The 10,921-nt window shown below is 73.2% G+C and carries 11 protein-coding genes and 2 pseudogenes; 8 read left to right on the top strand and 5 right to left on the bottom strand.

What is annotated here, in order from left to right:
• Window positions 1-433: 433 nt before the first annotated feature.
• Window positions 434-751 (top strand): hypothetical protein, encoded by a 318-nt coding sequence (locus tag ACFYUS_RS25250; RefSeq protein WP_388856271.1) that lies wholly within the window; start codon window positions 434-436, stop codon window positions 749-751.
• 166 nt (window positions 752-917) lie between these two features.
• The gene (locus ACFYUS_RS25255) at window positions 918-1,247 is read left to right on the top strand and encodes a nucleotide pyrophosphohydrolase (RefSeq protein ID WP_388856274.1); all 330 of its coding nucleotides are present in this window, start codon (window positions 918-920) and stop codon (window positions 1,245-1,247) included.
• 349 nt (window positions 1,248-1,596) lie between these two features.
• Here ACFYUS_RS25255 and ACFYUS_RS25260 read toward each other — a convergent pair whose 3' ends face one another.
• Window positions 1,597-1,821, bottom strand: coding sequence for a hypothetical protein (locus ACFYUS_RS25260; protein ID WP_388856277.1), 225 nt, complete (start codon window positions 1,819-1,821; stop codon window positions 1,597-1,599).
• 189 nt (window positions 1,822-2,010) lie between these two features.
• Between ACFYUS_RS25260 and ACFYUS_RS25265 the strand changes: the two are divergent.
• The 4 genes and pseudogenes from ACFYUS_RS25265 to ACFYUS_RS25280 form a co-directional block, all read left to right on the top strand.
• Window positions 2,011-2,451: pseudogene (locus ACFYUS_RS25265) on the top strand (flavodoxin family protein); the annotation flags it as partial.
• 113 nt (window positions 2,452-2,564) lie between these two features.
• Complete coding sequence (locus ACFYUS_RS25270) at window positions 2,565-3,101, top strand: hypothetical protein (RefSeq protein WP_388856280.1); 537 nt, start codon at window positions 2,565-2,567, stop codon at window positions 3,099-3,101.
• 37 nt (window positions 3,102-3,138) lie between these two features.
• Window positions 3,139-4,413, top strand: coding sequence for a VWA domain-containing protein (locus ACFYUS_RS25275; protein ID WP_388856283.1), 1,275 nt, complete (start codon window positions 3,139-3,141; stop codon window positions 4,411-4,413).
• On the top strand, window positions 4,413-5,240 hold the full coding sequence (locus ACFYUS_RS25280) for a hypothetical protein (protein ID WP_388856287.1): 828 nt from the start codon (window positions 4,413-4,415) through the stop codon (window positions 5,238-5,240). The genes ACFYUS_RS25275 and ACFYUS_RS25280 overlap by 1 nt, the downstream gene beginning before the upstream one ends.
• 74 nt (window positions 5,241-5,314) lie before the next feature.
• Here the strand turns inward: ACFYUS_RS25280 and ACFYUS_RS25285 are convergent, their stop codons facing one another.
• Complete coding sequence (locus tag ACFYUS_RS25285) at window positions 5,315-6,535, bottom strand: MFS transporter (RefSeq protein WP_388856290.1); 1,221 nt, start codon at window positions 6,533-6,535, stop codon at window positions 5,315-5,317.
• A 63-nt stretch (window positions 6,536-6,598) separates the two neighbouring features.
• On the opposite strand from ACFYUS_RS25285, the gene ACFYUS_RS25290 reads away from it, so the two are divergent.
• Complete coding sequence (locus ACFYUS_RS25290) at window positions 6,599-6,979, top strand: MerR family transcriptional regulator (RefSeq protein ID WP_388856293.1); 381 nt, start codon at window positions 6,599-6,601, stop codon at window positions 6,977-6,979.
• A 1-nt stretch (window position 6,980) separates the two neighbouring features.
• Here the strand turns inward: ACFYUS_RS25290 and ACFYUS_RS25295 are convergent.
• A pseudogene (locus tag ACFYUS_RS25295) lies at window positions 6,981-7,838 on the bottom strand (ABC transporter ATP-binding protein); the annotation flags it as partial.
• Complete coding sequence (gene leuA, locus ACFYUS_RS25300; RefSeq protein ID WP_388856296.1) at window positions 7,835-9,568, bottom strand: 2-isopropylmalate synthase; 1,734 nt, start codon at window positions 9,566-9,568, stop codon at window positions 7,835-7,837. The gene leuA and the pseudogene ACFYUS_RS25295, both read right to left, overlap by 4 nt.
• Window positions 9,569-9,719: 151 nt before the next feature.
• On the opposite strand from leuA, the gene ACFYUS_RS25305 reads away from it, so the two are divergent.
• Window positions 9,720-10,412 (top strand): FadR/GntR family transcriptional regulator, encoded by a 693-nt coding sequence (locus ACFYUS_RS25305; protein ID WP_388856299.1) that lies wholly within the window; start codon window positions 9,720-9,722, stop codon window positions 10,410-10,412.
• 18 nt (window positions 10,413-10,430) lie between these two features.
• Here ACFYUS_RS25305 and ACFYUS_RS25310 read toward each other — a convergent pair whose 3' ends face one another.
• Window positions 10,431-10,910 carry a (2Fe-2S)-binding protein gene (locus tag ACFYUS_RS25310; RefSeq protein ID WP_388856302.1) on the bottom strand — a complete coding sequence of 160 codons (480 nt, stop codon included), beginning with the start codon at window positions 10,908-10,910 and terminating at the stop codon, window positions 10,431-10,433.
• Between the last annotated feature and the right edge of the window lie 11 nt (window positions 10,911-10,921).

Raw genomic sequence — 10,921 nt, forward strand, 5'->3', positions numbered from 1 at the left:
GGCAGGAAGGGCCTCCGACGCAGCTCGGGCATCTCCCTGTCGAGTTCCTCGACGCGCAGCAGACCGACTTCGTCGAGCACCCTCCACCAGCCCTGTCACCACAGGAACGAGGCGAAGTCGACCGTCTCCGGGCGGAGACGAAGGCCCACAACCCCACCGCCTTCGACGGCCCGCTCGTCGCGAGCCTGGGCATCGACCTGCCCGGGCCCGGCCCGTCGGTTGTGCGATGGGCAAGAATGACGTACCGGCAGCGGGCCCTGCGGGAACTGCGGCCGGCCGAAGAGGTCCTCGGGTCCGTCTTCTTCACCGTCCTGTTGCCGACGGAGGCCGGACTCGCGGTCGGACGCGGGTCCCCCACCACCGCGTCGCCCGGCCGTTGGAGCTTCCCCGGCGGCTCGGCGGAACCCCCTGCGGCAGGCCCCGCCCGCTGGACATGGCGTCACTCCGTCGGCATGCCGCCCGCGAACTGGCCGAGGAGCTCGGCATACCCGCCTCCGACGAGGAGTTGCGGCTGTGGGGCCTCACTCGGGTAACACAATTCGGCAGCCTCGGCTTCCACTTCCTCGCCCCGCCCGTGCCCAGCGCACTCGTACGGCGCCGACGTGCGGAGCTCGCGGTGTCGGTGACGGAGCGCGGGGTGGTACCCGTGCTCGACGAGATCGCGTTCGTCCCCTCGGGCGAACGGGCTGCCCGCCTCGGCCCGGGCACGGACTATCTGCACCAGGTCCTGGGCCGATACTTCTCGACCTGAACCCGCCACCTGGTTCGGCGCTCCTTTCCCCGTCGTCACATGCTTCCCGCTCGTTTCGGCACGACGGGCTAGCCTCCAGGACTCCTCGTCACGCAAGGACCGGCAAACGGACCATGCTCCTCAGCCCACTCACCCCGAAGGGACGGACTCCGCGGACTTCGACGAATTGAAGCAGCAGGCGATACGCATCCATGACCGCTACGACGAGCTGAACCGTCGTGAGCGCGGCCGGGTCCGGACACGCACCGAATTCGTGCTCGGCTTCATGGGCGACGTCGGCGGCCTGGCCACACTCGTCATCGCGGAGGAGGGTGCGAGAGAGCACCCGGGCGGTCGGCCTGCGCTGGAACACGAGCTCGCCGACTGCCTGTGGTCGGTACTCATTCCGACTCACCGCTACAACGTGGACCTCGAACGCGTCTTTCACCGCACCATGACGGAACTCGACAAAAGGATCGATACACGGCTGTCTCAGGGTGATACTCCCGGCACATGATCCTCCGGCACCTGGTGACACCGACCGCAGCGACAGGTTGACCGCCGTGCCCGGAAGGCCGCCCGGCCCGGTGCGACACATGCCGCCCGCTGCGCCGACGTCCACGTACTCGTCCGCCGCGACGAACCGTCACTCATGGGCCGACGCCTCCACCCGACCGTGTTCCCCGGATGTTCCACATCCCCGCCGGCCTCGACAAATCCGTCGTCGGCGAGCACCATCCGGTGGAAAAGGCCTTTGAGGGTGCACACCTCGGCGCCGTACCGACTGCGCAATCGACTCCGGCGCTTCGCCCCACCGGGAGCGGTTCGCTCCCCCGCCTTCGGCCGGTGCGGCGCATACGACCCGCTCAGCGCGCCCATCGCCCGCAGCCGGTCAGGCTTCGGCCGTACGCCGGGTGGGCTGTCATGGCGGCGCTCACGTACGACAGGACCACGGTCGGGATGCCCCTCCCGCACGCCTCATGCAGGGTGCCCAGGGCGAGGGTGTCGACAATGCCGGCGGCCCGCTTGTGGATGGTGTCGAGGAAGCCGAACAGCGCACCCGCCCCCCGAGCCTTCAACTGCGCCGCCAAGACCTTCGGGCGTCCAGGCGGTCACTGTCGGAGCACGTCACCTCGCCGAAGCGGTTGCCTGCCGTCCCGTCTCGCGAGCCTTAAGGGTCTCCTCGTCCGTGCGACCCACGAAGTTCCACCACAACGCGGAAGTCGCGTCGGCGATCTCATGGGTGAACTGCCGGCCGGATAGCGTGCCAGAGTGTTCCGCCGATCCGGCCCGGTGACAACAGTTCCGTGATGAAGCGGGTGATCGAGCGGCTCTACGCCTGTCCCAGCCTGCTGAACGACGCCGGGCGGTACGCGTACTACGGCCGGGCCGGGGGCTGTCTGATCACGGGCGACAAGGACGGGGGGAAGCACTGCGCGACGAACGTCCTCTACGGCCTCCAGCAGCTGGGGTACGCGGTGCCGCCGCAGGCGGACGCGGGGTGGATCGGGGAGGCCGGTCCGGGGCCCTCGTACCTGGATCCGGGCTCGGGCGGGCCGGAGAACGACTTCACCAACCGGAACACCGGCTTCATGGCCTGGAACCTGATGCATCCGGCCGGGCTCCTGAAGCGGGCGGGCGGCATCCCGGCCCACGGCAACCGGCGTTCGGCCTGGGACGCCGGGCGCAAGCCGGAGTTCCCCCACCCGGAGCACCGCTGAGCGGCTCTTTCGAGGGCTGGGACGCACACCACACCGGCTTGACGTGCACACGGGAGAGAACTTAGCTTCGCCTTACCTAACTTATTTCGTCCATACGTCCGGAAGATCAACGCATGTCCAGAACCGCGCAGGAGCTCACCCCGCCCTGGCTCCTCGCCGCCCTCGGGCTCGTCGCCACCGCCGGCATCGCGGCGGCCTGCTGGACCGCCGGACACGTCCACCCGGACGACTCCCTGCTGACCGTGGCCCGGTTCCTGCACGTCGCCTTCCTCGTCGTCGGACTCGGTGCGGTCCTGGCCGTCGACTGGTTCGCCGTGCTCTGGCTGACCGGGAAGCGGCCCCTCTCCGGTGTCCTCGACACGGCCGTCGCCCTCCAGACGCCGATCTGGGCCGGCCTCGGCGGGCTCGTCGTCTCCGGGCTCTTCCTCCGCCCCGACCTCCACTCCCCGCTGACCCTGGTCAAACTGGGGCTCGTCGTCGCCGTCACCCTCAACGGCCTCTGGGCGCACCGGCTCGGCCAGCTCCTGGCGGCCCACCGCTCGACGGCCGTCCCCCGCCGGCTGCTCGTCCGCTCGGGCCTGGCCGCGGCCGTCAGCCAGACCGGTTGGTGGGGCGCCTGCCTCATCGGCTTCCTCAACAGTCAGTCCTGATTTGGGTTTGTCGGACGTTCATCAATACGATCCGGCGATGATCACGAGAAAACGGCTGGCGACCGGGGCCTGCGCGCTGCTCGCCGCCCTGAGCGTCGCGCTCCTGCCGACGGGCGCGGCCGCCGACGAGCCGGTGGCGAAGGAATCCCCCAAGGTCGAGCTGGTCCTCGACGTCAGCGGCTCCATGCGGGCCAAGGACATCGACGGCAAGTCCCGCATGAGCGCCGCCAAGCAGGCCTTCAACGAGGTCCTGGACGCGGTGCCGGAGGAGGTCCGGCTCGGCATACGCACGCTCGGCGCCGACTACCCCGGCAACGACCGCAAGCGCGGCTGCAAGGACACCCGCTCGCTGTACCCGGTCGGGCCGCTCGACCGGACCGAGGCCAAGACCGCCGTCGCCACCCTCGCCCCGACCGGCTGGACGCCGATCGGCCCGGCGCTGCTCGGCGCGGCCGACGACCTCGGCGAGGACGGAGCGACCAAGCGGATCGTGCTCATCACGGACGGCGAGGACACCTGCGCCCCGCTCGACCCGTGCCAGGTGGCCCGGGAGATCGCGGCGAAGGGCATCCACCTCGTCATCGACACCCTGGGCCTCGTGCCGGACGCCAAGACCCGGCAGCAGCTCACCTGCATCGCGGAGGCCACCGGAGGCACGTACACCTCGGTCCACCGCACCGAGGAGCTCTCCCGCCGCGTCAAGCAGTTGGTGGACCGCGCGGCCGACCCGGTCGTGACCCCCGTGGCCACCGAGGGCGCGGCGAAGTGCGACAAGGCGCCGCAGCTGAAGCCCGGCCTCTACACGGACCGCGAGTCCTTCGGCGAGCACCGCTGGTACCGGGTGGACCTGCTGCCCGGCCAGGAGCTGCGCGCCTCCGTCAGCGTGTCGGCCGACCGGGCCGTCAACAACGACTACGGGGTGCTGCTGCGCGCCGTCACGCTCCACGGCCGGGAGATCGTCCGCGGCTCCGAGGCGGGCGACGGGCGCACGGACGTGATCTCGACCGGACTGCGCTACCCGAAGCCGGAGGCCGACGACGGCCCCGGGGACGCGAAGCCGGCGGCCGAGACGGTCTGCCTCCAGGTCAGCAACTCCTTCTCCGCTCCCCCGTCGGTCAAGACGACGCCGGGCATGCCGGTCGAGCTGACGGTGGACGTCGTCGACGGCCCCGCGTCCGCCTCGGACATCGCCTCGTTCGGTCTCGGCCGCGGCTGGTGGCTGCTCGGCGTCCTCGTGCTCGTCGGCTTCCTCGCCGGTCTGCTCTGGGGCTGGCTGTCCCGCTGGCGCGTCGCTGTCTGGAGGACCAACTGATGCGTACCGTCCGCATGCTCGCCACGGCCGCGCTCGCGGGCGCGGCCCTGCTCGGTCTCGCGGCCCCGGCCGCCCTGGCCGACTCGCCCAGCCCCTCGGCGTCCCCCTCCGAGGAGGCCGGGCCCACGGAGGCCGGCACCACCTTCCGTACGGCCGCCCGGTTCCTGCCGGGGCAGCAGGCCACGGCGCAGGCCGCCACGGGTGACTACCTGTACTGGGTGTTCCCGGCCGACACCGGGGAGCGGCCGACCGTGAAGGCCACGGTCACGCTGCCCGACGCGGCGCTGCGGCACGGGCCCGCCACCTGGCGGATCGACGTGTACGACGGGCTGCGGCGGCGTCAGCCGTGCATGTACGGGATGCAGTCCCGTACGGCGGCGAAGGAGGCCGCGACCGTGGAGCTGGCCTGTGTGCTGCGCCCGGTCCGGGCCTCGGCCGACGCCTGGGCCAACGACCCGCTGCCCGGCAGCTACTACGTCCGGCTGACCGTCACCGGCGGTCCGGACGAGGACCTCGGCCAGCCCTTCACCGCGCGGATCGGGGCAGACGTCCTCGACGAGGGCGGCGCCTACGCCACCGACGGCTCGCTCGCCGCGCCGCTCGTCCCGGGGGCGACCACCGCCGACCAGGCGAAGGCGGACGAGGACGCCGGCCGGAAGACCGCCGTCGAGGCGGCGGCCCCGGAGGACGGCTGGTCCTCCGGCTGGTGGTCCGACCGCTGGATCTGGACCCTGGCGGGCGGCGTCCTGGCCGCGCTCGCGGGCATCGGCGGCTACGCCCTGACGCGCGGCAGCGGCCGCCCGTCCCGGGTGCCGCCGGGCGTCTGACCCGGACCGGAACGTACGGAGGCCCCCACCGCGCGCGGTGGGGGCCTCGGTGCGTCCGGGGGAACAGGCGGGGTTCACCCGCGGGCCGGGAAACCGTGCGCCCGGGCGCCGGTCACGATCGCGACCACCGGGACGAGCAGGACGAGGACGCTCCAGGGCAGCGCGCCGGCGCCGAGCCCGTCGAGGAGGAGGCCGCCGGCGACGCCGCCGGCCGCCATGGCCGCGTTCCAGAGGCTGACCAGCATCGTCTGGGCGGTGTCGGCGTCGTCCCCGCCCGCCTCGGCGACCGCCGTCTGCAGGAGGGTGGGCGCGCCGCCCCAGCCGAGGCCCCAGAGCGCGGCGGCCACCAGGACCAGGGCCGTGCTCGCCGTCCCGACGGCGAACGCGGCCGCCGCGACGGCGAAGAGGAGCGCTCCGGCGAGGGTCAGGGTCCGGAGCCTGCGGTCGATGTGACGGCCCGTGAACCAGATCCCGGCGAGCGAGGCGGCGCCGAAGACCAGCAGCACGAGACCGGTGGAGCCGCCGAGGCCGAGGTGGTCCAGGTAGGCGGCGACGTACGTGTAGAGGACGGTGTGGGCCAGGACGAGGGTGAAGGTGACGGCCAGGACGGGGAGGACGCCCGGGGTCCTCAGGGTGCGGGCCACCGGGGCGCGTCCGCCGCGCGGTTCGCCGGGCAGGTCGGGCACGGCGAGGGCGATCCAGCCGAGGAGCCCGACGGCGATCACGGTCATGGCGGTGAAGGCGGCCCGCCAGCCGACGGCGTCGCCGAGGAAGGTGCCGGCGGGGACGCCGAGGGAGAGGGCGAGCGGGATGCCGGTCATCGCGACGGCGACGGCCCGGCCCTGGAGGTGCGCCGGGGCCATGCGGCGGGCGTAGCCGGCGAGCAGGGCCCAGGCGACGCCCGCGGCGACCCCGGCGAGGAAGCGGGCGCCCATGGTGAGGGCGTACGAGGAGGAGACCGCCGTCACCGTGTTGGCGGCGGCGAAGCCGGCCATCGAGGTGAGCAGCAGGCGCTTGCGGCGCCAGCCGGCGGTGTGGGCGGCGAGCGGTACGGCGGTGAGGGCCGTCCCGAGGGCGTAGCCGGTGACCGACTGGCCCATGGCGGCCTCGCCGACGCCGAGGTCGGCGCTCATGCCGGGCAGGACTCCGGCGGGGAGGGTCTCGGTGAGGCTGGTGACGAAGACGGCGGTGGCGAGGGCCAGGAGGGCCGGGAGGGGCAACCGGTCGGAGGCGGGGCGGGGTTCGGGGCGCGCGGGGGTGGCGGAACCGGCCGCCACTGTCGTGTCGTGGGTCATGTCCGTATGCTCGAACCCTCACATTGGTGTGAAGGTCAAGCGACTGCCTCGAGGGGGCTTCCCATGCGGATCGGCGAGCTGTCCGAGCGCACCGGAACACCGCGCAGACTGCTGCGCTACTACGAGGAGCAGGGTCTCATCGTCGCCGAACGGCTGCCGAACGGCTACCGCGTCTACGACACGTCGAACGTGGACCGGGTGATGCAGATCCGCGGCCTGCTCGACGCCGGCCTGCCGACCCGGATCATCAAGCAGATCCTGCCCTGCCTGAACAAGCCGCGGACGATCCACTTCCCCGACGCGACCCCGGAGATGCTGGAGACCCTGGAGAACGAGCGGGACCGGATGACCGACCGGATCCGCTGTCTGACCCGGAACCGGGACGCGGTGGCGGAGTATCTCGACGTGGTGCGGGAGAAGTTGGCGGCGGGGTCGTCGGCGTAGCGCGGACCGTTCGCACGGCGTACCGACCGCCGTGCCGCTCCACGGTGAGGGGCAGGCCGAAGCAGGCGCCGAGCTGCTCCCCGGTGAGCACCTCCTCGACCGGCCCCCGCGCGAGCGCCCGGCCCTCGCGCAGGAGCAGGGCGTGGGTGGTGCCGGAGGGCAGCTCCTCCAGGTGATGGGTGACCAGGACCGTGGCGAGGTCCGGGTGTTCGGCGCCGAGGGCGTCCAGGGCGTCGAGGAGCTGCTCGCGGCCGGGCAGGTCGAGGCCGGTGGCGGGCTCGTCGAGCAGCAGGAGCCGGGGCTCGGGCATGAGCGCCCGGGCGATCAGTGCCCGGCCCCGCTCCCCCTGCGAGAGGGTGGGCCAGCGGGCCGCGTGCCGCCCGGCGAGCCCGAGGGTGGCGATCAGGCGGTCCGCCCGCGCCTCCTGCGCGGGGGTGGGGGTCCACCGGGGCGGCCGCTCGACGGATCCGACGGCTCCGGTGAGGACGACGTCGCGCACGGCGAGGGCGGAGCACAGTGGATGACGCGGCGTCACATGGCCGATGGAGGTGCGCAGTTCGCGCAGGTCGACCCGGCCGAGCTGGCGTCCGAGGACCTCCACCCGGCCGCGGGTCGGATGGGTCTGGGCGCCGAGCAGGCCGAGGAGGGTGGTCTTCCCGGCACCGTTGGCCCCGAGGAGCGCCCAGTGCTCTCCGGGCCGGACGGTGAGCGTGACGTCGTTCAGGAGGGGGTTCCCCTCGCGGACGACGGTGACGGCCTCGGCGTGGAGGACGGGCGGGGCGGCGGCGGGCGGTGGCACGGCCGGACGCGGCGGCCCGGCCTGGGGCGCGGGCCCGGACGCCTCCAGGGGCCGGCTCATGACCCGTACGCCCTGTTCACGGCGGAGAGGACGGCCTGGACGGAGGCGGTGAGGACGGAGGTGTCCAGGCCGGCGCCCCAGGCGGTGCGGTCCCCCACGCGGCACTCGGCGTAGGCGGCGGCCTCGCCCGCGCTGCCGGAGGAGACGGCGTGCTCGGTGAAGTCGAGGACGTCGACGGGGACTTCGGCCCGGGTGAGGGCGTCGGCCAGGGCGGAGAGCGGTCCGTTGCCCTTGCCCTCGGCCGGTTCCGTACGGTCTCCGACGCGCAGGACGCAGGTGAAGCGGTGGCCGCCCGTCGCGTCTCGGTCGGTGGTCCAGGATTCCAGGGCGAGGGGTCCCGCGCCCCGGCCGGGCTCCAGGTAGGCCGTGCGGAAGAGCGCGTGGAGGTCGTCGGGGGTGGCCTCGCGGCCGCTGTCGTCGGTCACCGCCTGGACGGTCCGGGAGACGTCGGGGCGCATCCGCTCCGGCAGGTCGAGGCCGTGGTGGGTGCGGAGCAGATGGGCGATTCCGCCCTTGCCGGACTGGGAGTTGACGCGGATGACGGCCTCGTAGCCGCGGCCGAGGTCGGCGGGGTCGAGGGGCAGGTAGGGCACGTTCCAGGGGGCGAGCTCCGGCGGGATCCCGGCCTCGGCGGCGTCCTTGGCGTGCCGGGCGAGGCCCTTGCTGATGGCGTCCTGGTGGGTGCCGGAGAAGGCGGTGTGGACGAGCTCGCCCGCGTAGGGGTGGCGGGGGTGGACGGGGATTTGGTTGCAGTGCTCGACGACCTCGCGGACGGCGTCGATGTCGGAGAGGTCGAGCATGGGGTCGACGCCCTGGGCGTAGAGGTTGAGGGCGAGGGTCACCAGGTCGACGTTGCCCGTCCGTTCGCCGTTGCCGAAGAGGCAGCCCTCGACGCGCTGGGCTCCGGCGAGGACGGCGAGTTCGGCGCAGGCCACTCCGGTGCCGCGGTCGTTGTGGGGGTGGACGGAGAGGATCACGGAGTCGCGGCGGGCGAGGTGGCGGTGCACGTACTCGATCTGGTCGGCGTACACGTTGGGGGTGGAGATCTCGACGGTCGCGGGCAGGTTGTGGGTGACCGGCCGGTCGGGGCTCGCGTCCCACAGCTCGGTGAGCCCGTCGCAGAGCTCCAGGACGTAGTCCGGCTCGGTGAGGTTGAAGGTCTCCGGGGAGAACTGGAAGCGGATGTCGGCGCCGGGGCGGGCCTCGGCGAGCCGCGCCATGAGCGTGGCGGCCTCGTGGACGGTGCGGCGGACCTCGGCGCGGTCGCGGCCGAGGACGGTGTCGCGCCAGACCGGCGAGGTCGCGATGTAGAGGTGGACGACGGCGCGGGGCAGGCCGTCGAGGGACTCGAAGGTGCGCTCGATGAGCTCGGGGCGGGCCGGGGTGAAGACGACCGGGGTGACGTCCTCGGGGACGGCTCCGGAGGCGACGAGGCCGGCGAGCCGGCGGACGAAGTCGAAGTCGGCGCGGCTGGCGGAGGGATAGCCGACCTCGATCTCCTTGAAGCCCGTGTAGACGAGGAGCTCGAAGAAGCGGTGCTTGCGGTCGGTGTCCATCGGCTCGGCGAGGGCCTGGTTGCCGTCGCGGAGGTCGACGGGGACCCAGAGCGGGGCGCGCTCCAGACGGGCGTCGGGCCAGCGGCGGTCGAACTCGGGGACGTGGACGCGGTCCTGGAACGGGCGGTAGCGGTGGTACGGCATGGGGCCGGGGCGCTGGGGATTGCGGATCATGGCGGGTACCGTAGCCACTCCTCAGCTCCTCAGACAAGTACTCCTCAGACAAGTTCGGGTAGATTCCTCGGCGGCGTCCCCGCGATCCGGAGGACGCGCCCGCCGTCCGGACCTTCGCGAAGGGCCGGACATCAGAGAATCAGGTGACCCCATGCCGCTCGGCGCCCTGCGTCCCAGCCCCCTGGTCGAACAGGCCGCCGAGCGCCTGCGCGAGCAGATCGTCCGGGGCCACTGGCCGGTCGGCACGAAGCTCCCCGGCGAGACGACGCTCGCCAAGGAGCTGGGCGTGGGGCGCTCCACGGTCCGTGAGGCGCTGCGGGCGCTGGCGGGCGCCGGACTCGTCCAGCCGCGGCAGGGCGCGGGCGTCTTCGTGATCGCGACCCGGCCGACGGAGGACTGGCCGGCCCGGCTGCGGCGGGCGGCGGTGACGGACGTGTACGAGGTGCGGATGCTGGTCGAGGTGGAGGCGGCGCGCCTCGCGGCGCGGCGCAGGACCGAGGAGGACGTGGCGGCGATGCGGAAGGCGCTGGCCGGGCGGGTGGCGGCCGGCGCGGGCGACGACGCGGCCTTCGTGGACGCCGACATCGCCCTGCACGCGGCGATCGTGGCCTCGGCCCGCAATCCCGTCCTGACCGATCTGTTCGGCGAGTTCGCGCCGGCGCTCCGCGAGGGCCTGATCGAGCTGCTCGACCTGCTCGGGCTGCGGGGCACCGACCTCCGGCACGGCGAGGACGCCCACGCGGACGTGGTCCGGGCGGTGGAGGCGGGCGACCCGGAGGAGGCCGCCCGCCTGACCCGCCAGGAGCTGGAGTCCACCCTGGCCCTGCTCCGGTCGGCGCCCTGAACACAGGCCGCGCCGCGCTCACTTCATCCTGCGGGCGCCCTCCAGGACGGCCTGCCGGATGCGGTGGTAGGTGCCGCACCGGCAGATGTTGCGGATGGTGTCGAGGTCGGCCTCGGTGACCTCACGGCCGGCCTCGCGCGCCTTGCGGACGGTGGCGACCGCGGCCATGATCTGGCCCGGCTGGCAGAAGCCGCACTGGGCGACGTCGAGGTCGAGCCAGGCCTCCTGCATCGGGTGGAGTTCGGCGCCGACGGTGTCCGGGAGGCCCTCGATGGTGGTGATCTCGTCGGTCGGGGCCACGTCGTCGACGCGCACGGCGCAGGGCGTGAACGCCTTGCCGTTGAGGTGGCTCGTACAGGCCCGGCAGACGCCGACCCCGCAGCCGTACTTGGGGCCGGTGACGCCGAGGACGTCCCGGAGGACCCAGAGGAGCCGGACGTCGCCCTCGACGTCGGCGGTGACGGCCTTGCCGTTCAGGATGAAGGTGTGCTGCGGCACGGGGGCTCCAG

It is taken from the genome of Streptomyces sp. NPDC004284, from assembly GCF_042874035.1.
Lineage (GTDB): Bacteria > Actinomycetota > Actinomycetes > Streptomycetales > Streptomycetaceae > Streptomyces.

Excerpts from the sequence above, each read along its gene's own strand:
- ACFYUS_RS25250 (WP_388856271.1), top strand. The coding sequence starts at position 434 with ATGGCGTCACTCCGTCGGCATGCCGCCCGCGAACTGGCCGAGGAGCTC.
- ACFYUS_RS25270 (WP_388856280.1), top strand. The coding sequence starts at position 2,565 with ATGTCCAGAACCGCGCAGGAGCTCACCCCGCCCTGGCTCCTCGCCGCC.
- ACFYUS_RS25275 (WP_388856283.1), top strand. The coding sequence starts at position 3,139 with ATGATCACGAGAAAACGGCTGGCGACCGGGGCCTGCGCGCTGCTCGCC.
- ACFYUS_RS25280 (WP_388856287.1), top strand. The coding sequence starts at position 4,413 with ATGCGTACCGTCCGCATGCTCGCCACGGCCGCGCTCGCGGGCGCGGCC.
- ACFYUS_RS25285 (WP_388856290.1), bottom strand. The coding sequence starts at position 6,535 with ATGACCCACGACACGACAGTGGCGGCCGGTTCCGCCACCCCCGCGCGC.
- ACFYUS_RS25290 (WP_388856293.1), top strand. The coding sequence starts at position 6,599 with ATGCGGATCGGCGAGCTGTCCGAGCGCACCGGAACACCGCGCAGACTG.
- leuA (WP_388856296.1), bottom strand. The coding sequence starts at position 9,568 with ATGATCCGCAATCCCCAGCGCCCCGGCCCCATGCCGTACCACCGCTAC.
- ACFYUS_RS25305 (WP_388856299.1), top strand. The coding sequence starts at position 9,720 with ATGCCGCTCGGCGCCCTGCGTCCCAGCCCCCTGGTCGAACAGGCCGCC.